Raw genomic sequence first — 20,779 nt, forward strand, 5'->3', positions numbered from 1 at the left:
GGGCCGCGCCCCGCGGCCGTGTTCCCTCCTGCCCGCTGGCGTGCCCGCAGGTGACGACCTCACGGACCCGGCATCTCGACCCTGGCGGAATACCCCCGGGGGGTATTAGGCTTCACGGCGGCACAGAGCGCACCGACGAGAGGGAGTGGGTCATGCCGACGCAGCAGCAGACCACCGTGCTGGAGGTCTCCGGCGTTCACTGGGCCTCGGAGAAGGCAGTGGCGGAGAGCGTGCTCGGTAGGCGTCCCGGCGTGCTGGAGGTCGAGGCGAATCCGGTTGCCCAGACGGCGACGGTCACCTACGACCCGTCCCGCACATCGGTGGCGGAGCTGGCGGGCTGGGTGCGTGACTGCGGCTACCACTGCGCCGGGCAGTCCGTTCCGCAGCACGTGTGCGACCCGGCCGCCGAGCCGCATCGCGCCGGGGATCACCACGGTCACCGTCCCGTGCCGGGTGCGGCGGCAGCGCACGACCACGCGGGGATGACGCCGCAGGACGCGATGGGGCACGGCGGTCACCACGCCGGGATGTCGATGGACGACATGGCCCGCGACATGCGCAACCGGTTCCTGGTGGCTGCGCTGCTGTCGATCCCGATCCTGCTGTGGTCCCCGATCGGCCGGGAGGTCCTCGGCTTCGAGGCGGCGGCGCCGATCGGTCTGCGCGACGACGTCTTCTCGCTGATCCTGTCGCTGCCGGTGATCTTCTACTCGGCCTGGATCTTCTTCGACGGCGCCTACCGGGCGCTGCGCGCCCGCACGCTGGACATGATGGTGCTGGTCGCGGTCGCGGTGGGCGCGGGCTGGCTGTACAGCCTGGTCATCACGCTCACCGGGGGTGGCGAGGTCTTCTACGAGGCCGCCACCGTGCTGACGGCGTTCGTGCTGCTCGGCCACTGGTTCGAGATGCGCGCCCGTGGCGGGGCGAACGACGCCATCCGCGCGCTGCTGGAGTTGGCGCCACCTCGGGCGGTCGTCATCCGCGACGGCCAGCCGGTCGAGGTGCCCACCGCCGAGGTCGTCACCGGCGATCTGCTGCTGATCCGGCCCGGCTCGAAGATCCCCGTGGACGGGATCGTGGAGGACGGCGAGTCCGAGGTCGACGAGTCCATGGTCACCGGCGAGAGCCTGCCGGTGCGCAAGGCCACCGGCTCAGAGGTCATCGGCGCCTCGGTCAACACCACCGGCTCCCTGCGCGTGCGCGCCACGAAGGTCGGCGCGGACACCGCACTGGCGCAGATCGTGGCCCTGGTGCAGCAGGCGCAGAACTCCAAGGCGCCGGGGCAGCGGCTGGCCGACCGAGCCGCCTTCTGGCTGGTGCTGGTGGCGTTGATCGGGGGCGGCCTGACGCTGGTGGTGTGGCTGCTGGCCGGGGCGTCGTTCGCCACGGCGATGTTGTTCGCGATCACCGTCGTGGTCATCACCTGCCCCGACGCGCTCGGGCTGGCCACCCCGACGGCGATCATGGTCGGCACCGGCCTGGGCGCGCAGCGGGGCGTGTTGTTCAAGAACGCCACCGCGCTGGAGACCGCCGCCCGGATCGACACCGTGGTGATGGACAAGACCGGCACCCTGACCAAGGGCGAGCCGGAGGTCACCGACGTGGTCGTCGAGGGCATGGCCGAGGACGAGATCCTCGCCCTCGCCGCCGCCGTCGAGCGGGAGTCCGAGCACCCGCTGGCCGAGGCCGTCGTCCGCGAGGCGATGGCGCGTGGCGTCCCCGTCCTGGCCGCCGAGCGGTTCCGCAACGTGCCCGGTCACGGCGCGAGCGCCGAGGTCGACGGCCGCCGGGTGCTGGTCGGCAACGCCACGTTGATGGCCGGCGAGGGCGTCGACCTCGGGTCCCTGGGCGCTCGGCGGGACGAGTTGGCGGGCAGCGGCCGGACGGCGGTGCTGGTCGCGGTCGATGGCCGGGCCGTCGGAGTGATCGCGCTGGCCGATGCTGCGCGGGAGACGTCGGTCGCGGCCGTGGCCGCGCTGCACGACGCGGGGGTGGAGGTCGTGATGCTCAGCGGCGACAACACGGCGACCGCCCGGCGGATCGCCGACCAGTTGGGCATCGACACCGTCATCGCCGAGGTCCTGCCCGGCGACAAGGCCGCCAAGATCACCGAGTTGCAGCAGTCGGGCAAGCGGGTGGCCATGGTCGGCGACGGGGTGAACGACGCCCCCGCGCTGGCGCAGGCCGACCTCGGTATCGCCATCGGCGCGGGCACCGACGTCGCGATCGAGACCGCCGACGTCGTGCTCATGCGCTCGGACCCCCTCGACGTGCCCATCGCGTTGCGGATCGGCCGGGGGACGCTGCGGAAGATGCGGCAGAACCTCGGGTGGGCGATCGGCTACAACGCGATGGCGCTGCCCATCGCCGCCGGGGTGTTCGAGCCGGCGTTCGGGCTGGTGCTGCGGCCGGAGATCGCGGCGCTGTCGATGTCCGGCTCGTCGTTCCTGGTCGCGGTCAACGCGCTGCTGCTCAAGCGGCTGCCGCTGCCCGAGGCCCCGGGGGCACCCGCTACCGAACCGGCGGCGTCCCGAGCCCCGCAGCCGGTGTCGCGCTGACCCAACCTAATGTGGGACGCCGGGCGGAAGGATCGGAGGTGACGATGCGCGGGCGACGCGGGTGGGTCCTGCTGCTGCTGGCCGCCGTCTTCTCCGTGCACGGTCTCCAGTGCGCCGCCGCGGACTCCGGAGCCATGACCGGCTCGCACGGCACCGTCCACACCACCCCGGCCGAGCCCGGCCACGTGCTCCACGAGGCCGGGCCGGGCCCGGTGATGGAGCCGGCCGACGCCATGACCGCCGCAGCCCCTGCCGCCCTCGTCGCCGGCGCGGTGACCGGCGCATCCCTCGCAGGTGGCCACGACAGCACGCCGTACGGGGGCGGGCACCTGTGGGCGCTGTGCCTGGCTGTCCTCGCCGCCGGGCTCGCCGCGATGCTGCTGGTCCTGACCGGGCGACTCGGCGAGTTCCGGCTGCCATGCACGCGCCGTGCTACCGGCGGCCTCTGGGCCTGGCTGCGTCCACCCCGGCCGCCGGACCTGTACTCCCTCTGCCTGATGCGGATCTAGGCCGAACGTCGCGTCCCTCGTCCCCAGCCCCAGCGGCTGCGGCGACGTCTTCGCACGTTCCCTCCGATTTGTACACAGGAGACTCGACATGACCAGCAAGACCACTCTGCTCGCCGGCGCCCTCGTCACTGGCGTGCTCGCGCTCACCGGCTGCTCGGATGACTCCGTCGCGTCGCACATGGACTCGATGGACCGCAGCGCCCAATCGACCGGCACGTCCGCCGACGAGGACGCAGCGTTCAACGACGCCGACGTCACGTTCGCCCAGGGCATGATCCCGCACCACGAGCAGGCCATCGAGATGGCGCAGATGGCGTCCGAGCGGGCGCAGGACCCACGCGTGCTCGACCTGGCCAGCCGCATCGAGGCCGCCCAGCAGCCCGAGATCGACACCCTCACCGGCTGGCTGGAGGAGTGGGGCGTCGAGGGCGACGGCCGAGGCGGCATGGACCACGGCGGCATGGGCGGCATGGGCGGCATCGACCACGGTGGCGGAATGATGTCCGAGGAGGACATGAACGCTCTGATGGCCGCCTCAGGGGCTGCGTTCGACCGCCTGTTCCTGGAGCAGATGATCGAGCACCACACCGGCGCCGTGGAGATGGCGGTGACCGAGAGCGCAGAGGGCCGCAACCGTGACGCGGTCGCGATGGCCGAGATGATCCGCGACACGCAGACCGACGAGATCGCCGAGATGCGGCAGCTGCTGACCGAACTGGGCGGCTGAGCCGCAGCCCGGCCCGGCGGCGGGGCGCCCCCCTGCCGCCGGGCACCGGCCCTTCAGCCGAGGCTGGTGATCAGGTCGCGGCACGCCTGCTCGCATCGGCGGCACGCCTCGGCGCACACCCGGCAGTGCTCGTGCATGTCCACGTGCCGGGAGCATTCGTCCCCGCACGCCTTGCAGGCCGCGGCGCAGGCTTCCAGGACCGCGCGGGTGAGGTTGGCGTCGTAGCCGGTGTGCCGGGACAGCACCCGGCCGGTGGCGTCGCAGACGTCGGCGCAGTCGAGGTTGGTGCGGATGCACGTGGTCAGGTCGGCGACCATGTCCTCGCTCAGGCAGGCATCGGCACACGCCGTACATGCCTGGGCGCACTCGAAGCACGCCTCGATGCAGGCCCGCATCTTCTCCTTGTCGACCCCGCCGAGGTCCTTGGGGTAGGTGTCGAGCATCTGCCCGGCGACAGTCATGAGCCCTCCTCCGAGGCCGGCGGTCGACGGCCCGGATGCCGTGGCGACTCCACCGGCTCTCCCCGGCCCGTACCCGCGACCCGCGGAGGTATCCCCAGGTATCGACTCGGCGTGCAGGTGAGCGGATCGGTCGCGCGTCAGCGGGCAGGAGTCCGGCCCCGAACAGCAGGGCAGCCGCCCCCAGAGTCCCCGACCTGCCGGTCAGACCCTCCGAGGACGGCTGCGCCGTCACTTCCGTCGCTACGTCCGGCAATGCCCGTCGGTAGCCCACTGGCGGTGGCGGTGGGATTTGAACCCACGGAGGCTTGCACCTCACACGCTTTCGAGGCGTGCTCCTTCGGCCGCTCGGACACGCCACCGCCGGAGAGACTACAGGCCCCGCCGATCGCGGAAGAACGCGCGTAGCAGCGTGGCGGACTCCTCGGCCCGCACCCCCGCCGTGACCTCGGCGCGGTGGTTGAGCCGCCGGTCCCGGACCACGTCCCACAGCGAGCCGACCGCCCCCGCCTTCGGGTCCTCGGCGCCGTAGACCACCCGCGCGACCCGGGAGAGCACGATCGCGCCGGCGCACATCGTGCACGGCTCGAGGGTCACCACCAGCGTCGCGCCGGTGAGCCGCCAGCCGTCCCCGTGCACCCAGGCCGCCTCGCGCAGCGCCAGCACCTCGGCGTGCGCCGTCGGGTCGCCGCGCTTCTCGCGCTCGTTGGCCGCCTCGGCCAGGACGCCGCCGTCCGGGCCCAGGACGACGGCGCCGATCGGGGTGTCGCCCCAGCCCTGCGCGGCGGCCGCCAGCTCGAGCGCCCGGCCCATCGCGGCGTCGACGTCCGGGCTCACGCCGCCCCCTCCAACGGAAGGCCGACCAGCGCGGAGAGCTCGGCCAGAGCGACCGCGGGATCGACGACCTTGATCGTCGAGAAGCCCATTGCCCGCGCCGGCTTGAGATTGATGCCGAGGTCGTCGAGGTAGGCGCAGTCGGTCGCCTCGATCCGCCGTCCCACCGCGTCGGAGAGCCGGGTCAGCGCCCGGCGGTAGATCTCCGGTTCCGGCTTGCGCACCCCTTCCAGCGACGACTCGACCACCGCGTCGAACAGCGCCAGCAGCTCGCCCAGCTCGCCGGTGGCCTCCATCGGCGCGACGTTGTTGGAGAGCAGTCCCAGCGGCAGACCGGCGTCCTTGAGCCGCCGGACCGCGGCGACCATCTCCGGCCGGACGTCGCCGCGCAGCGCCTCGAGCACCCGGGCGGCGTCCACGACGTGGCCGGCGGCCAGCGCCTCGGCCTCGAACAGCGCCGAGAACCCGGAGACGTCGACCTCGTTGCGCTCGAACCGCGCCCAGGCGTTGGTGTCGGGGTCGGTGCTGTTGAGCCGGCGGATCAGCCCCTCCGGGAGCCCCGCCGCCCGCTCGTATACGGCGAAGGCGTGCATCGGGCTCTCGGTGATGACCCCGCCGAGGTCGAAGATCACCGCCGAGACCGTCACGGCGCCACCGCCGCGGCCAGCTCGTCGGCGAACCCGAGGCGCTGGGCGATCCGCTCCACCATCTCGTCGGCCCACAGGTCGTCGGCGGTCACGATCGCGCGCAGCTCCTCGTGCGGCAGGCCGTCGTCGGCGAAGACGTCGAGGTCGCCGCCCGGCCAGCCCGACTCGTCGTCGTCGAAGGCGCCCTCGGTGTCGACGCCGATCCCGTACCGCTCGACCACCTCGGCGGCCAGCACCCACTCGAGCATCGTCGCGTCGGAGATCAGCGCCCGCACCATGCCGCCCGGCCCGTGCCGGAGGACGACGAAGTACAGCCGCGAGTCCACGACCAGGACGAACGGCGGCGGCCACTCCCCCGCACCGGAGTCGCCCAGCGCCCGCTCCAGCACCGGCAGCTCGTCGCCGGCGTCGTCGGCCAGCAGGTCCACGCGCCAGCCGGACGGCGGACGGCTCACCCGGACGGCGAAGCTGGCCCGCACCGCCGCGTCGGGAGCGCTCATCGCTTGCGCAGGAGGGTCAGGCCGTCGGCGACCGGCAGCAGCACCGTCTCCCACCGCGGGTCGGCCGCCAGCGAGGCGTTGAGCGCCGCGATGGCGCGGTCGTCCAGCGACTGCGGGTCGAGCACGTGGCCGTCCCGGAGCGTGTTGTCCAGCAGCACCAGCCCGTTCGCGGCCATGCGCGGGTGGAGCTCGTTCACGTACGCCGGGTACCCGGTCTTGTCGGCGTCGACGAACGCGAGGTCGAACGTCTCGGTCTCCGGCAGCTCCCGCAGCGAAGCCAGCGCGTCGCCGATCCGCAGCTCGATCCGGTGGCCCACGCCGGCCCGGTCCCAGAAGCGGCGGCCGACCGCCGTCCACTCCTCGTTGATGTCCAGGCACAGCAGCGAGCCGTCGCCCGGCAGCCCCCGGGCGATGCACAGCGCCGAGAAGCCGGTGAACGTGCCGATCTCGATCGCCCGCCGCGCCCCGACGGCCGCGGTGAGCAGCTGCATGAACGCGCCCTGCTCCGGCGCGATCTGCATGGTCGACGACGCCTCCCCCGCTCGGCCATCGCCGCGGTCTCGGCGATCAACTCGGCGGCGACCTCGTCGGGAGCCTCCGACGAGGCCCGGACGTAGTCGGCCAGCTCCGGGGTGAGGAGGAACGAGCGCGGGGTCATAAGGTCCGATCATGGCGGAAAGGTTCCCGGTGCCGACCATGCCCGCGCCCCCGGTCGCGGTCGTCGGGCTGGGGCAGCTGGGCGGATCCCTCGCCGCGGCGCTGGTCGCGGGCGGTCGCCAGGTCGCCGGGTGGGACGTCGACCCCGCGGCCCGCGCGGCGGCGGCGGCCCGCGGCGTCAGCATCACCCGGGAGCTCGGCGGCGTCGTCGTCCTCGCCGTCCCGCTGCCCGCCATGGCCGGCGCCCTGGAGGGCCTGACCGTCGACCCCGACGCGACGATCACCGACCTCGGGTCGGTGAAGGCGCCGGTCCTCGGTGCCCTCGGCGCCACCTACGGCGGCCGCTTCGTCGGCGGCCACCCGATGTGCGGCACCGAGCGCTCGGGCCACGGGGCGACCGACCCGGCGCTGTTCGCCGGTGCCCGCTGGGCGCTCTGCCTCGAGCCCGGTACCGAGCTGCCGCGGTGGCTGCGCGTCGCCGAGGTCGCCCTGGCCGTCGGCGCCGAGGTGGTGCCGGTGACCGCGGCCGAGCACGACGACGCGGTCGCGGCGGTCAGCCACGTCTCCCACCTGCTCGCCGCCGCCCTCGCCGCGGCGGCCGGTGAGGCGGGGCCCACCGCCCTGGCGCTGGCCGCCGGCAGCTTCCGCGACGGCACCCGGGTGGCCGGCAGCGACCCGGCGTTCGTGACCGCGATGGTCGAGGGCAACGCCGGCCCGACCGCCGCGGCGCTGGACCGGGTCCGGGCGCAGCTGGGCCGGCCCTGGCCGGAGCTGGTGGCCGCCGGGCACGCGGTCGCGACCCGGCCCGTGGCGCGGGAGACGGTACGCGTGCCGGTCGACCGCGCCGCGCTCCTGGCCCTCGGCCGGCAGGGTGGCGCGGTCACCCGGCGGCTGGCCGCGTTCGTCGAGGGCTGGGTGCCCGCGCGCGGCTGACTGTTTCGGGCCCGCTGGCACGGGCAGGGTGTCGGCATGGACGAGAAGGACATCCTGAGCCGCATCCACGCACTGGTCGACGAGGAGCACAAGCTCCGGGAGGGCACGGAGCACACCGAGGAGCAGCGGGCCCGGATGAGCCAGCTCGAAGCGGACCTCGACCAGTGCTGGGACCTGCTGCGGCAGCGGCGCGCCAAGCGCCAGTACGACGAGGACCCCGACGAGGCCGAGGTGCGCCCCGAGTCGACGGTCGAGAACTACCTCCAGTAGGAGAAGGCCCCGTCCTCCCCACCCTTCGCAGGCTCAGCGCGGGACCCGGGACGGGGCCTCTAGGCCGACCGCTGGACCGCCCGCCCCCGCTCGGTGCCCAGCAGGGCCAGCTGCCACAGCAGCCGCGAGCGGGGGTCGGTCAGCTTGCGCCCGGTCACCGACTCGATGCGGCGCAGCCGGTGCATCACCGTGTTGCGGTGGCAGTAGAGCTCGTCGGCCGCCCGCGTGGGCGAGCCGTCGGAGGCGAGGAACGCGGCGAGGGTGTCCAGCAGCACCTCGCGCTCGTCGGAGGGCAGGTCCAGCAGCCCGCCCAGGGACTGGCCCACCAGCCGTGAGCTGATCTCCGGCGAGTTGCTCAGCAGCGCCTCGGGTAGCCGGTCGTCGATGCTGACCACGCGGCGGCTCCCGACCGGGAGGGTGCGGGCGGCGGTGTCGGCGAGCCGGTAGGCGGACCCGACCGCGGCGGCGCCCTCGACCACGGCCGAGACCCCCACCGGCCCCGTCGCCGCCGTGCGCAGCCAGGCCATGACGTCGCAGCCCGGCGCTGCCGCCACCGCGACGATGCCGACCTGCGCGTCGCCGCGGGTGCCCCACACCGACCGGACACCGCGCTTGAGCAGCGCGGCGTTCGGCGCGTCCAGGGCCGGCCCACCCTCGGGGTCGGGCAGGGCGACGACGGCGACCAGCCGCCCGTCGAGCGGCACGGCGAGCAGCTCCGACGCCGTCCGCACGAACGCGGGGTCGTCGCCGCGGCCGTCGAGCAGCCCGTCGAGCACCTGCTGCCGGGCCGCCTCGTCCACGCCGGCCAGCCGCCGCTGCTCCTCGCGGTAGCCCTCGGCCACGGCGGCGCACTCGACGTCGTTGGTGCGCCAGACCGAGCCGGCCACCTCGAGCAGCAGCGTGTCGTGCTCGTGGCTGCCGCTCCGGGCGACCTGCAGCAGCGCCTCCCAGGTGACCTGGCCGCCGAGCCGGTAGGCGCGCAGCACCGCCTCCAGGGGAACGCCCTGGGCCGCCCGCTTCCGGCCGATCTCGCGGGCGTCCCGGAGGGAGGTGACCCGGTTGCCCGACAGCGTCCCGATCAGGGTGCGCATCCCGCGCTGCAGGTTGCTGCGGGTGGTGACCCGGAGGTCCTGCTCGTCCTGCTCGACGAGCTCGCGGTAGGCGGGTTCGGTGCGCATCAGGACGTCGACCATCCGGTCGGTCATCGCGTCGACCTGGTCCAGCAGGAGCGGGGCCAGCTCGGCCAGCCGAGCCGCGATCTCGGGCCTGAACGGCTGCACTCCCCCACCTCCTCATGACGCGCCGCACCCAGCACAACACGAACTTGCGATCACTGTGCGGTGCGCCCATTGTGACCAGCACCACCCACTAGCAGGCTCATCAGGACGTACTCGTGACCCAATCGTCGCCGACCCGAATCCCGAGCCGGCGGTAACCCCTCGACGAAGAGGAGCAGTGGGCCCCTTGGCGCAGCCGCCTTCGAACCCCGGCAGCCAGCCACGACAGGACCGAACGCCCACCGCACGGCTCGAGATGACGGGCATCAACGTCGCCTTCGGCGGTGTCCTGGCACTGAGCGACGTCTCCCTCACCGTCGAGCCGGGTCAGGTGCACGGGCTCATCGGCCCCAACGGCGCCGGCAAGACCACGCTGTTCAACGTCGCCTGCGGCCTGGTGCGGCCGACCTCGGGCCGCATCGTCTGGCGCGACCGCGAGCTGAGCCGGCTGCGCCCCAGCCAGCTCACCCGGCTCGGCATCTCCCGCACCCTGCAGGGGGTCGGTCTGTTCGCCGGCCTGACCGTGCTCGAGAACGTGATGATCGGCGCCCACCGGCATGCGAAGGCGGGGTTCTTCTCCGCCCTGTTCGCCCTGCCGACCGCCGACAAGGACGACGGGCTGCTGCGCGAGCGGGCACACCGGGCGCTGGTGGAGCTCGGCGCCGAGGCCTACGCCGGCCGCTATCCCGGCAGCCTCCCCTACCCGGTGCAGAAGCGCGTCGCCCTGGCCCGCGCCCTGGTCGCCGACCCCGACCTGCTGCTCCTCGACGAGCCGGCCAGCGGCCTGTCCGAGGACGAGATGCACGAGCTCGGCGACCTCATCCGGTCCCTGTCCGGCCGGATGAGCGTGCTGCTGGTCGAGCACCACATGGACCTCGTCATGCGGGTGTGCGACCGGATCACGGTGCTGGACTCCGGCAAGCAGATCGCGAACGGGACGCCGGCCGAGGTGCAGGCCGACCCGGCGGTCACGGAGGCCTACCTGGGGGACGACGTGGACGTCGAGGCCGACGCCGCCGCACTGGCGTCGGCGGAGGGGGGCCGGAACGATGCCTGAGGCCCACGGCAGCACCGCGGTGTCCGCCGCGACCGCCGGATCGCGCGGCACCGGCTCCTCCCTGCTCCAGGTCGAGAACCTCACCTCCGCGTACGGCCCGGTGCGCGCGCTCGACGGCGTCACGCTCAGCGCCGAGGCGGGCCGGATCACCGCCGTCCTCGGCGCGAACGGTGCCGGCAAGACGACGCTGCTGCGCACCATCAGCGGCCTGGTCCGCCCGGTGGCCGGCACGGTCCGCCTGGACGGCGAGGACATCACCCGCGCCCCGGTCGAGGCCATGGTCGGGAAGGGCATGGCGCACGTGCCCGAGGGCCGCGGCGTCATCGCCGAGCTGACCGTCGACGAGAACCTGCGGGTGGGCTCCCTGTTCCGCGGCAAGGTCGAGCGGTCGGAGTTCGACCGGGTGTACGACATCTTCCCGCGGATCGCCGAGCGCAGGAACAACCCGGCGCACACGCTGTCCGGCGGCGAGCGGCAGATGCTCGTCATCGGCCGGGCGCTGCTGGCCAAGCCGCGCATCCTGCTGCTCGACGAGCCCTCCCTGGGCCTCGCTCCGCGGATCGTGGCGCAGATCTTCGGCCTCGTGCGGCAGCTGGTCGACCGAGAGGGCCTGTCGGTGCTGCTCGTGGAGCAGAACGCCCGCAGCGCGCTGTCGGTGGCCGACGTGGGCGTCGTGCTGAACCTCGGCCGCGTCGTCGTCACCGACCAGGCGAAGACGCTGATGGCCGACGAGGGCCTCCGGCACGCCTACCTCGGCTTCTGATCTTCCACTCCCACCGGATCCAGGAAGGCACTCTTCGTGCAGCGGTTCATCAACATCACCCTGTCGGGGCTGACCGAGGGCATGATCTACGCCGCCTTCGCCCTGGCGCTGGTGCTGATCTGGCGGTCGACCCGCATCGTCAACTTCGCCCAGGGCTCCATGGCCGCGGCCACGACGTTCATCGCCCTGGCGCTCATCGACGCGGGGCAGTCCTACTGGGTCGCCTTCGTGGTCGCGCTCGCCTCGGGCTTCCTCCTGGGCGCGATCGTGGAGCGCGTCATCATCCGGCCGGTCGAGGGCGGTCCGGAGCTCAACGCGGTGATCGTCGCGCTCGGCCTCTTCGTCGCGCTGCAGGCCTCGATCGCGATCATCTTCGGCTCGTCCTTCCAGTCCTTCCCGACGCCGTTCGGGGTCCGCGGGTTCACGATCGGCGACACCACGATCGCCCTCACACCCACCAGCCTGTACGTCATCGGGTCCGTGCTGGTCACGATGGGCCTGCTCGTCGCGCTCTTCCGCTTCACCCGCGTCGGGCTGGCGATGCGCGCCTCGGCCTTCGGCCAGGAGGTCGCCCGGCTGCTCGGTGTGCGGGTGGGCCGGATGCTGACCCTCGGCTGGGCGCTGGCCGCGGTCGTCGGCTCGCTGTCCGGCCTGCTCATCGCCGGCGGTGAGTTCGTCTACCCGGCCTACATGGACAGCCTGATCGTCTTCGGCTTCGTCGCCGCGGTGCTCGGCGGGCTGGACTCCCCCGTCGGCGCCGTGGTCGGTGGCCTGCTCCTCGGCCTGGCGTTGAGCTACGTCAGCGGCTACCTGCCGCGGGGCAGCGCCCTGGTCAACATCTCCGCCCTGGCGATCCTCATCGTCGTGCTGCTGGTGCGACCCGGCGGCCTGTTCAGCAGCAGCACGGCTCGGAGGGCATGACGATGAGCGACGCGCAGACCCCGCGCCCGGCAGCCGGCACCGACTCCGGCGCCGGCACCCACACCGTCGCCGCCGAGGGCGCCGCGACGGAGGAGGCGCCGGTCGAGGCCACCGCCGCGGCGAACGCACCGTCGGCCCAGGCCGCGGGCGGCCGGTCCTTCCTGCCCAGGTCGACCCTGCTGCGCCACCTGCTGCTCCTGCTGCTGGGCGCGGTGGCCGCCGTGATCATCCTGGAGCTCACCAGCCCGTTCACCAACTCCCAGCTCGCCCAGCTCTCCTACTTCGCCATCGCCGCCGGCGGGCTGACCGTCCTGACCGGGCTGAACGGGCAGATCTCCCTGGGGCACGGCGCCCTCATGGCCGTCGGCGCCTACACGACGGCGTTGTTCCTGCAGGCCGACGAGCCGCTGCCGCTGCCCCTGATCATGCTGGTCTCGGTGGTCACCACCACCCTCGTCGGCGCCCTGGTGGGGGTCGCCGCGGCGCGACTGCACGGCCCCTACCTGGCCGGCGCGACGCTCGCCCTCGCGGTGGGGCTGCCCGGGATCGCCATCTACTTCCACGGGACCCTCGGCGGCGAGCAGGGCCTGCGCGTGCGGGCCCCGCGCCCGCCGGAGGCCTTCGACACCTTCATCGGCTGGGTGTCGGGCAACTCCCCCAGCGGCACCAAGTGGCTGGCCTACGTGGGCGCCATCTGCCTGCTGATCACCTTCTTCCTGCTGGCCAACCTGGTGCGCAGCCGGATCGGCCGCACGTGGCGTGCCGTGCGCGACCAGGAGGTCGCGGCCGAACTGGCCGGCATCAACCTCGGCGCCTGGCGGGTGCTGGCGTTCGTGGTCAGCGCGGCAGCGGCCGGTCTCGCCGGTGCCGTGCTCGCCCTGGTCGTCCGGCTGGCTGCCCCCGGTGGTTTCACCCTCGTGCTCTCGCTGTCGCTGCTGACGGCCATCGTGCTGGGCGGGCTCGGCAGCCTCGTCGGTGCGCTGCTCGGCTCGGCGCTGCTGGTCTTCCTCCCGCCCTTCGTCACCGACCTGGGCGCCGACTTCGGGCTGAACAACACCGAGGCGGCCCAGCTCGCCCCGTTCGTCTACGGCGTGGTCCTGATCGTGGCGATGATCTTCGCCCCGGCGGGCTTCGTCGGCACCGTGCGCATGCGCTGGCTGACCGCCCGTGCCAAGCGCGCGGCGGCAGCCCGGGCCTCCACCGGGGGGTGAGGGCGACTCGAACCACCCGGCGGCCGCCCCGGCTGCCGATGACCATCCAGACTCCCGGGCACCGGAGCCCGGGTCGCACCAGAGGAGAACAGTTGTCCAGATCGTCCCGACGACTCGTGAGCGTGCTGGCAGCTGCCACCGTCGCCTCCACCGTCGCCGCCTGTGGTGGCGGCGGGGACAACGGAGGCGGTGGCGGTGGCGGTGGCGGTGGCGAGAACGAGGCCTCCGACATCGGCATCACCGAGAACTCGATCAAGCTCGGCTCGCACTACCCGCTGACCGGTGTCGCGTCGCCCGGCTACAGCGAGATCCCGACCGGCGTCCAGGCGTACTTCGACTGGGTCAACGAGAACGGCGGCGTCTACGACCGGGAGATCGAGTGGGTCTACCGCGACGACGCCTACAACCCCAGCCAGACCAGCTCGGTGGTGAACCAGCTCGTCCTCGAGGACGAGGTCTTCGCGATCATGGGCGGCCTCGGCACCCCGACGCACAGCGCCGTCCTGGACTTCCTCAACAGCGAGGGCGTGCCCGACCTGTTCGTGTCGTCGGGCTCCCTGCTGTGGGGCGAGGACCCGGAGACCAACCCGTACACCTTCGGCTGGCAGACCGACTACGAGTCGGAGGGCAAGATCATCGGCAAGTACATCGCCGACGAGTTCCCCGACGCCCAGGTCGGTCTGTTCCTCCAGGACGACGACTTCGGTGAGGACGGCGAGTCGGGCATCCGGCAGTACCTCGACGACGACCAGATCGTGGCGGCCGTGCGGTACACCCCGGGCAACACCAACATCGCCCCGCAGATCTCCGAGCTGCAGGCCGCCGGTGCCGACTTCGTCGTCGGCTTCAACGTGCCCAGCTACACCGCGCTCTCGCAGCTGACGGCGCTGCAGCTGGGCTACCAGCCCGAGCAGTGGTTCTACTCGAACGTGGGTTCGGACCCGACGCTGGTCGGTTCGCTGCTCAACCGGTTCTCCGAGGGCGCGGTCAGCGACGCCAGCCTGCTGGACGGGGCGCTGACCACCGGCTACCTGCCCACCGTCGACATGACCGACAACCCGTGGATCCAGCAGTTCCAGGAGATCTGGGACGCCTCCGGTCAGGACGGCGAGCTCACCAACTACCGGATCTACGGCATGGCACAGGCCTACACGATGGTCCAGGCCCTGCAGGCCGCCGGCCAGAACCCGACCCGTGACGGCCTGGTCGAGGCCGTCGAGGCGGTCGGCGGTGACTGGGAGGGTCCGCTGTTCGCGCCGTTCCGGTACTCCGAGGACAGCCACATGGGCACCAGCGGCATGTCGATCGAGCGCATCGTCGGCCTCGGCTCCGAGGAGGTCGTGCCGGTCCAGATCACCGACATCGGTGACGCCGAGATCGAGGAGTTCGACGGCGAGCCTGCCGAGGTGCCGGAGAACGGCATCCCGGACGAGGAGCCGTACGAGTAACCGCACCAGCGCACGGCACACGCACGGGCCGTCGGTCTCCTCGGAGGCCGGCGGCCCGTCCGCGTCCGCGACACTTCGACGCCGAAGTGTGTGGGCCGACCGCCCGGGTAGGAGCCCGCCGGGACGGGACCGTTACGACCGAGCCAGGGGGGACGCCGCTGTGGGAAGCGACGGCACGCACGACACCCGGACCATCCGGCGGGCAGTGGTCACCGGTGGCGCCGGCTTCCTCGGGTCGCACCTCTGCGAGTACCTGCTCCGTCGCGGGGTGGAGGTCGTCTGCCTGGACAACTTCCTGACCGGCTCGCCCGAGAACGTCCTGCACCTCATGGACTCCCCCGGGTTCCGGCTGCTGCGCTGCGACGTCACCGACTACGTGCACGTGCCGGGTCCGGTCGACCTGGTGCTGCACTTCGCCTCGCCGGCCAGCCCGATCGACTACCTCAAGATGCCCATCGAGACCCTCAAGGTCGGCAGCCTCGGCACGCTGCACACCCTCGGCCTCGCCCACGAGAAGGGCGCCCGATACGTGCTCGCGTCGACCTCGGAGGTCTACGGCGACCCGCTGCAGCACCCCCAGACCGAGGAGTACTGGGGCAACGTCAACCCGGTCGGCCCGCGGGGGTCTACGACGAGGCCAAGCGGTTCAGCGAGGCCCTGACCACCGCCTACCGGACGTCGAAGGGCACCGACACCGGCATCGTGCGGATCTTCAACACCTACGGGCCCCGCATGCGGGCCGACGACGGCCGCGCGATCCCGGCCTTCATCGGGCAGGCGCTCGACGGCCGGCCGGTGACCGTCGCCGGCGAGGGCTCGCAGACCCGCTCCATCTGCTACGTCGACGACACCGTCGAGGGCATCCTGGCGATGGCGTTCTCCGGTCACGCCGGTCCGGTCAACATCGGCAACCCCGACGAGCTGTCGATGCTCCGGCTCGCCCGGTGGATCGTCGAGCTGACCGGCTCCGCCTCCCCCATCGAGTTCGTCGACCTGCCGGTGGACGACCCGAAGGTCCGGCGGCCCGACACCGCCCGCGCCGAGGCGCTGCTCGGCTGGCGGCCCCGGGTGCCCTCCGAGGAGGGCCTGCGCGCGACCGTGGCCTGGTTCGCCGCCCGGCGGCAGGGCGAGGCCCGCAACTTCGCCGTCGACGTCGGCGAGCCCGCGGCCGTGCGCGTGGGCTGACCCGGCAGGCGGTACGGGACCGGCACGGAACCCAGCTACCCTGGCGGTGCGGACTCGGGGGCCGCGACCACCCCTGAGTCGATCCAGAGAGCGAGCATGGGCCGCCACGCCGATCCCACGTCCTCGCGCCGTCCGGCGCCCGTCGTCCTGATCGCCGCCGGCATCGCCGCCCTGCTGGTGGCCGGTGGGCTCGCCTGGTGGCTGGCCGGATCCGGCGGTGGCGGGTGCGAGACCCGGCAGACCGTCGCCGTGACCGTCACGCCGGAGCTCGAACAGGTGGCCACCGGTCTGCTGGCCGAGCCCATCGAGCTCGACGACGGCACCTGCGCCGTGGCCGACGTCGTCGCCCAGCAGCCGCTGCAGACCGTCGGTGACCTGGGCGCGCTCGACGCCGACGCCCTGCCCGCCGTCTGGGTGCCCGACTCGTCGCTGTGGCCGGCCCGGCTGAGCGGCGTCCCGCTGGAGGCCGACGGGTCCATGGGGTCCTCCCCCGTCGTCCTGGCCACCAGCGCGGCGGTGGCCGACGCCCTGGGCTGGACCGAGACGGCGCCCGGCTGGGGTGAGGCGCTGACCTCCGGCCGCCCGCTGGCGGTGCCGGACCTGGCGACGAGCGCGGAAGGGCTGGCGGCGCTCGCGGCCGTGCGCAGCGCGCTGGGGGGCGGCCCCGAGGCGGACAACGCCGTCGTCCAGGCGGTGCTGGCGGCCCAGCGCGGGCCGTCGCTCTCCTCCGCGGACGGTCTGCGGGCCGGCAGCGAAGGTGGGGAGGACGCCCCGCTGGTGCCGGTCAGCGAGCAGGAGGTGTTCGCGAACAACCGGGACGCCGAGGATTCCTCGCTGGTCGCGGTCTATCCGGCGGAGGGTTCCCCGGTGCTGGACTACCCCGTGCTGCGGGTCGGCTCCCCGTCCGGCGACCGGACCGCCGCCGTGGACGCCGTGGTGGGGGCGCTGACCTCCGAGGCCGCCCGCGCCGCCGCGCTCGAGGCCGGCTTCCGGGGCGCCGACGGCGCCGCGCCCGCGGACGCGGGAGAGGCGACCGGCATCAGCGCCGACACCCCGGCGACGCTCGAGCTCGACCCCGCGGCCGTGCAGTCGCTGGTCGAGCAGCTCTCCGCGCTCGCGGCGCCGTCGCGGATCCTCACCGTGTTCGACGTGTCCACCTCGATGGAGGCATCGGTCGGCAACGGAACGCGGGCCACGCTCGCCCGGGACGCCGCCCGGGCGACGCTGACCCTGGTCCCGGACGACTTCGCCCTCGGGCTCTGGGTGTTCGCCTACCGGCTGGAGGGCGACCGGGACTGGGCCGAGCTGGTGCCCACCCGGGAGCTCGCCGCCGACGCGGACGGGACCACCCAGCGGGCGGCGCTCGACGAGCAGCTGCTGACCATCCCCGACCGGCTCACGCCGGGGGGCACCGGGCTGTACGACACGACGCTGGCCGCCGTCCGTGCGGCGCGGCAGGACTACGACCCGTCCGCGGTCAACAGCGTCCTCGTGGTGACCGACGGCACGAACGAGGACGACGCCGCGGGGCTCACCCTGGACGGGCTGCTGGCCTCCCTCGGGGAGGAGGCCGACCCGGAGCGCCCGGTGAAGGTCATCGGGGTGGCGCTGGGCCCGGACGCCGACCTGGCGTCCCTGGAGCGGATCGCCGAGGCGACCGGCGGGGCGGCCTACTCGGCGGTCGACCCCGCCGACCTGCAGACGGTGCTCTTCGACGCCCTCCGGCAACGCCGATGACCGGTTCCCGCTTTCTGTACCGAAAGCGGGGATGCCGCGCTCAGCATTCGGTACAGAAAGCGGGGAGGAGGGTGTCGAGGGCGGTCAGGACCTCGTCGACCGTGATGCGGGCCAGCGCCGGGTCGAGTTCGGTGCCCCAGGGGTCGCCGGTGCCGTCGCCGTGCCAGAGGACGACGTGTTGCGGACGGCTCGGCGGCCCCCACATCGCCGGCGACACCGGCCCGAACAGCACCACCGACGGACGGCGGTAGGCGGTGGCCAGGTGGGCGACGCCGGTGTCCCCGCTGACCACCACGCGGGCGGCGGCGACGGTCGCGGCGAGCTCGAGTGACGACGTCCGGCCCGCGAGCACGGCGTCCTCGCCGAGCCCGGCCGCGGTGGCGACGGTGCGGGCGAGCTCGATCTCGGACGGACCGCCGGTGATCCGGACGTCCAGCCCGCCCTCGGCCAGGTGGCGGGCCACGGCGGCGAACCGCTCGGCCGGCCATCGGCGACCGGGGAACGCCGCGCCGGGATGCACCACGGCCGCCTCGGTCACCGGGGGCGGGACCGAGGGCACGGCGAGGTCCAGTGCGTCGGGGTCGGCGTCAACGCCCAGGCCCTCCGAGACCAGCCGGCACCACCGCCGGACCTCGTGCTCGTCGGCGTACCACCGCGGCCCCGGATAGCCCGGGCTGTCGAAGGTGAGCAGGCGCGCGGGCCGCAGGCCGGCGACCACCACGTGCGACTCCGGGCCCTTGCCGTGCAGGTCGACGGCGAGGTCGGGCGGCGGGCGGTCCCAGTCCAGCGGCTCGAGCTCCCGGGCCGGCAGCACCTCGTCGACGGCGTCGATCAGCCGGGCCAGCGGCTCCAGGGCGGAGGTCGTGGCCAGCACGAGGTGGTGGTCGGGCACCGCCGTGCGCACCGCGCGGATCGCCGGCACGCCGGTCAGCAGGTCGCCGAGCCCCAGCGGCCGGAGCAGGACGGCTGACCTCTTCACACCCGGGAGCGCTCGACCAGGGCGGTCGTCGAGTGCCCGTCGAGGTAGGGCAGCACGACCGCCTGGCCGCCCCATCGGCGCAGCACCGCCGCCTCGGGCAGGTCGGCCCCGGCGTAGTCGCCGCCCTTCGCCCAGACGTCGGGGCGCAGCCGGTCGAGCACCTCGGCCGGGGTGTCCTCCTCGAACACGACGACCGCGTCGACGAACTCCAGCGCCTCCAGCACCCGCGCCCGGTCCGGCGCGGTGACCAGCGGTCGCGACGGGCCCTTGAGCCGGCGCACCGAGTCGTCGGAGTTGATGCACACGATCAGGCAGTCGCCGAGCCCGCGGGCCGCGCGCAGCGTCGCCACGTGCCCCGGGTGCAGCAGGTCGAAGCAGCCGCCGGTGGCCACGACCGTCCCGCCGACCGCCCGCACGCGGGCGATGACGGCGTCCGCCCCCGGCTCGGCCACCACGTCCGGCTCGGGGTACACCTCCACCTCCCAGGCCGACGCCCCGCCGCGCGCGACGAACGCCGACGCGGCGGCCACCGCCACCGACACGGCCTCGCCGGTCACCGCGCCGTCGGCCAGGGCCAGCGCGGCGGCCGCGGCGAAGGAGTCGCCCGCCCCGCACGGGTCGCCGCCGGTCACCGGCACCGCCGGCACCACCATCGGCGCGCCCTCGCCGTAGGAGAGCAGCGCGCCCCGCGAGCCGAGAGTGATGGCCACCGCACCCACGCCCCACCGCCGGATGAGCGACTCCGCGCGGGCACCGACCGCGGCCAGCCCCGAGGCGTCGGCCGGCACGTCGGTCGCCACCCGGGCCGCCTCCGCGCCGTTCGGGGTCACCAGCCGGACGCCCCGCACCGGGTCGGCGCCGCGGGGGTGGGGGTCCCAGACCACCGGGCCCCGCGCCGAGGACAGCGCCGCCCGCACGTCGGGCGCCGCCGTCGTCCCCCGGCCGTAGTCGGCCACCAGCACGGCGGCCGCGTCGCGGATCACCGCGGCGGCCTCCTCCGGCAGCGGGCCGAACACCGCCGACGCACCGCCGCTGTCCAGGCGGACCACCGAGTGGTCCCCCACCCGCACCCGCTGCTTGACCGCTGTGCCGCCCGACGCGGGGATCGCGACCAGCCGCACCCGCCCGTCGAGCAGCGAACGCAGCCGCGCGGCGCCCTCGTCGGTGTCGATCGGCGCCACGAGCACGACCTCGCGGGAGGTGGCCGCGGCGGCGATGACCGCGGCCAGAGCCGCGCCGCCGGGGCGCTCGCGCCGTTCGACGTCCTCCACGACCGGCACGGGCGCGTCCGGGGTGAGCCGGGACGCCGTGCCGACCAGGTCGACGTCGAGCAGCGCGTCGCCGACGACGACGATCGCTCTCCCACCCACCCGCTTCACCGCGCGGCCCCGAGCGTCGGACCCGAGGCCACGCGGGCGGGCTCGGCGAGCACGGCGGCGTCGAAGGCCGCGCAGATCAGGTGCAGCGCGACGAGGTGGCACTCCTGCACGGTGGCCGTCCACGGCGAGTCGATGCAGACCGCGTCGTCGGCGGCCGCGGCGAGCGGATTCGGCTCCGGCCCGGTCAGCGCCAGCACGGTGATGCCGTTCTCGCGGGCCCGCCGGGCGGCGGCGACCGCATTGGGCGACCGTCCCGACGTCGAGAGCAGCACCAGCACGTCGCCGTCGCGTCCGTGCGCCTCGACCTGCCGGGCGAACAGCTCGTCGGCCGGGTAGTCGTTGGCGATCGCGGTCAGCGACGAGGTCTCGGCGGTCAGGCAGATCGCCGAGAACGGCGGCCGGTCGGCGCGGTAGCGGCCGACCAGCTCGGCGGTCAGGTGCTGCGCCTGCGCCGCGCTGCCGCCGTTGCCGGCGGCGAGCAGCCGGCCGCGCGCCGGGCCGCAGAGCACGTCGGCCAGCAGCGACCCCCACCGGTCGAGGGTGCCGAGCTGCCCGGTCAGCGACTGCAGGGCCGCGCGGAGCGACGCGACGTGGTCGGCGCCGGTCAGGTGGGTGCAGGAGCCGGGGGACGGCACGTCCGCGACGGTGTTCTCGAAGAAGCTGTGCGGCGGGATGCTCATCGACGCACCTCCGGTGTAGGAGCGGAACGGCTTCGCCATGCTGTCGGGC

At 74.0% G+C, this 20,779-nt stretch carries 22 protein-coding genes and 1 tRNA gene; 13 read left to right on the forward strand and 10 right to left on the reverse strand.

Features of this window, described 5'->3' with window-relative positions; translation table 11 throughout:
• The first annotated feature begins 152 nt into the window (after window positions 1–152).
• The 3 genes from MVA48_RS14095 to MVA48_RS14105 all read left to right on the forward strand — a co-directional run bounded on the left by MVA48_RS14095 (window position 153) and on the right by MVA48_RS14105 (window position 3,794).
• Complete coding sequence (locus MVA48_RS14095) at window positions 153–2,558, forward strand: heavy metal translocating P-type ATPase (protein ID WP_246981273.1); 2,406 nt, start codon at window positions 153–155, stop codon at window positions 2,556–2,558.
• Between the two features lie 38 nt (window positions 2,559–2,596).
• Window positions 2,597–3,067 (forward strand): hypothetical protein, encoded by a 471-nt coding sequence (locus tag MVA48_RS14100; RefSeq protein WP_246981275.1) that lies wholly within the window; start codon window positions 2,597–2,599, stop codon window positions 3,065–3,067.
• Between the two features lie 88 nt (window positions 3,068–3,155).
• Window positions 3,156–3,794, forward strand: coding sequence for a DUF305 domain-containing protein (locus MVA48_RS14105; protein WP_246981277.1), 639 nt, complete (start codon window positions 3,156–3,158; stop codon window positions 3,792–3,794).
• A gap of 53 nt (window positions 3,795–3,847) precedes the next feature.
• Here MVA48_RS14105 and MVA48_RS14110 read toward each other — a convergent pair whose 3' ends face one another.
• The 6 genes from MVA48_RS14110 to MVA48_RS14135 all read right to left on the reverse strand — a co-directional run bounded on the left by MVA48_RS14110 (window position 3,848) and on the right by MVA48_RS14135 (window position 6,754).
• The gene (locus MVA48_RS14110; protein ID WP_246981278.1) at window positions 3,848–4,255 is read right to left on the reverse strand and encodes a four-helix bundle copper-binding protein; all 408 of its coding nucleotides are present in this window, start codon (window positions 4,253–4,255) and stop codon (window positions 3,848–3,850) included.
• A 271-nt stretch (window positions 4,256–4,526) separates the two neighbouring features.
• Window positions 4,527–4,614: transfer RNA gene (locus MVA48_RS14115), tRNA-Ser, on the reverse strand.
• Between the two features lie 10 nt (window positions 4,615–4,624).
• Window positions 4,625–5,089: a tRNA adenosine(34) deaminase TadA gene (tadA, locus tag MVA48_RS14120; RefSeq protein ID WP_246981279.1), complete on the reverse strand. Its 465-nt coding sequence runs from the start codon at window positions 5,087–5,089 to the stop codon at window positions 4,625–4,627.
• Window positions 5,086–5,733, reverse strand: coding sequence for an HAD-IA family hydrolase (locus tag MVA48_RS14125; RefSeq protein WP_246981280.1), 648 nt, complete (start codon window positions 5,731–5,733; stop codon window positions 5,086–5,088). Before MVA48_RS14125 ends, tadA begins: the two co-directional genes overlap by 4 nt.
• Window positions 5,730–6,233, reverse strand: a complete 504-nt coding sequence (locus MVA48_RS14130) for a tRNA adenosine deaminase-associated protein (RefSeq protein WP_246981282.1) — start codon at window positions 6,231–6,233, stop codon at window positions 5,730–5,732. The genes MVA48_RS14125 and MVA48_RS14130 overlap by 4 nt, the downstream gene beginning before the upstream one ends.
• Window positions 6,230–6,754, reverse strand: a complete 525-nt coding sequence (locus MVA48_RS14135) for an O-methyltransferase (protein WP_246981283.1) — start codon at window positions 6,752–6,754, stop codon at window positions 6,230–6,232. The genes MVA48_RS14130 and MVA48_RS14135 overlap by 4 nt, the downstream gene beginning before the upstream one ends.
• 175 nt (window positions 6,755–6,929) lie before the next feature.
• On the opposite strand from MVA48_RS14135, the gene MVA48_RS14140 reads away from it, so the two are divergent.
• Together MVA48_RS14140 and MVA48_RS14145 are read left to right on the forward strand one after the other, a co-directional pair.
• Entirely contained in the window at window positions 6,930–7,823 is an 894-nt protein-coding gene (locus MVA48_RS14140; protein WP_246981285.1) for a prephenate dehydrogenase, read from the forward strand.
• A gap of 36 nt (window positions 7,824–7,859) precedes the next feature.
• Window positions 7,860–8,093 (forward strand): DUF2630 family protein, encoded by a 234-nt coding sequence (locus MVA48_RS14145; protein ID WP_246981287.1) that lies wholly within the window; start codon window positions 7,860–7,862, stop codon window positions 8,091–8,093.
• 59 nt (window positions 8,094–8,152) lie between these two features.
• Here the strand turns inward: MVA48_RS14145 and MVA48_RS14150 are convergent, their stop codons facing one another.
• Window positions 8,153–9,373, reverse strand: a complete 1,221-nt coding sequence (locus MVA48_RS14150) for a PucR family transcriptional regulator (RefSeq protein ID WP_246981289.1) — start codon at window positions 9,371–9,373, stop codon at window positions 8,153–8,155.
• Between the two features lie 253 nt (window positions 9,374–9,626).
• Between MVA48_RS14150 and MVA48_RS14155 the strand changes: the two genes are divergently transcribed.
• From MVA48_RS14155 to MVA48_RS14185, 8 genes are all read left to right on the forward strand, one after another.
• Complete coding sequence (locus tag MVA48_RS14155; protein ID WP_246981291.1) at window positions 9,627–10,427, forward strand: ABC transporter ATP-binding protein; 801 nt, start codon at window positions 9,627–9,629, stop codon at window positions 10,425–10,427.
• Window positions 10,420–11,190, forward strand: a complete 771-nt coding sequence (locus tag MVA48_RS14160) for an ABC transporter ATP-binding protein (protein ID WP_246981293.1) — start codon at window positions 10,420–10,422, stop codon at window positions 11,188–11,190. The genes MVA48_RS14155 and MVA48_RS14160 overlap by 8 nt, the downstream gene beginning before the upstream one ends.
• A 36-nt stretch (window positions 11,191–11,226) precedes the next feature.
• Window positions 11,227–12,111, forward strand: coding sequence for a branched-chain amino acid ABC transporter permease (locus MVA48_RS14165; RefSeq protein ID WP_246981295.1), 885 nt, complete (start codon window positions 11,227–11,229; stop codon window positions 12,109–12,111).
• A 2-nt stretch (window positions 12,112–12,113) separates the two neighbouring features.
• Complete coding sequence (locus MVA48_RS14170) at window positions 12,114–13,322, forward strand: branched-chain amino acid ABC transporter permease (protein ID WP_246981297.1); 1,209 nt, start codon at window positions 12,114–12,116, stop codon at window positions 13,320–13,322.
• Between the two features lie 122 nt (window positions 13,323–13,444).
• A complete protein-coding gene (locus MVA48_RS14175; protein ID WP_246981299.1) occupies window positions 13,445–14,770 on the forward strand; it encodes an ABC transporter substrate-binding protein in 1,326 nt (441 codons plus the stop codon).
• Window positions 14,771–14,930: 160 nt separating this feature from the next.
• A complete protein-coding gene (locus MVA48_RS23535; protein WP_256461078.1) occupies window positions 14,931–15,431 on the forward strand; it encodes an NAD-dependent epimerase/dehydratase family protein in 501 nt (166 codons plus the stop codon).
• Window positions 15,428–15,955 (forward strand): NAD-dependent epimerase/dehydratase family protein, encoded by a 528-nt coding sequence (locus MVA48_RS23540; RefSeq protein WP_371821247.1) that lies wholly within the window; start codon window positions 15,428–15,430, stop codon window positions 15,953–15,955. The genes MVA48_RS23535 and MVA48_RS23540 overlap by 4 nt, the downstream gene beginning before the upstream one ends.
• Before the next feature lie 96 nt (window positions 15,956–16,051).
• A complete protein-coding gene (locus MVA48_RS14185; RefSeq protein ID WP_246981301.1) occupies window positions 16,052–17,692 on the forward strand; it encodes a VWA domain-containing protein in 1,641 nt (546 codons plus the stop codon).
• Window positions 17,693–17,732: 40 nt separating this feature from the next.
• Here MVA48_RS14185 and MVA48_RS14190 read toward each other — a convergent pair whose 3' ends face one another.
• Genes MVA48_RS14190 through MVA48_RS14200 form a run of 3 tightly spaced genes read right to left on the reverse strand, consistent with a single transcriptional unit; the run spans window position 17,733 to window position 20,769 of the window.
• A complete protein-coding gene (locus tag MVA48_RS14190) occupies window positions 17,733–18,671 on the reverse strand; it encodes a glycosyltransferase family 9 protein (protein WP_246981303.1) in 939 nt (312 codons plus the stop codon).
• Window positions 18,668–20,041 carry a D-glycero-beta-D-manno-heptose 1-phosphate adenylyltransferase gene (gene rfaE2 / locus MVA48_RS14195; RefSeq protein ID WP_246981305.1) on the reverse strand — a complete coding sequence of 458 codons (1,374 nt, stop codon included), beginning with the start codon at window positions 20,039–20,041 and terminating at the stop codon, window positions 18,668–18,670. Before rfaE2 ends, MVA48_RS14190 begins: the two co-directional genes overlap by 4 nt.
• A 5-nt stretch (window positions 20,042–20,046) precedes the next feature.
• On the reverse strand, window positions 20,047–20,769 hold the full coding sequence (locus tag MVA48_RS14200; RefSeq protein ID WP_246981307.1) for a D-sedoheptulose-7-phosphate isomerase: 723 nt from the start codon (window positions 20,767–20,769) through the stop codon (window positions 20,047–20,049).
• Between the last annotated feature and the right edge of the window lie 10 nt (window positions 20,770–20,779).

It is taken from the genome of Blastococcus sp. PRF04-17 (assembly GCF_023016265.1).
Taxonomy (GTDB): Bacteria; Actinomycetota; Actinomycetes; order Mycobacteriales; family Geodermatophilaceae; genus Blastococcus_B.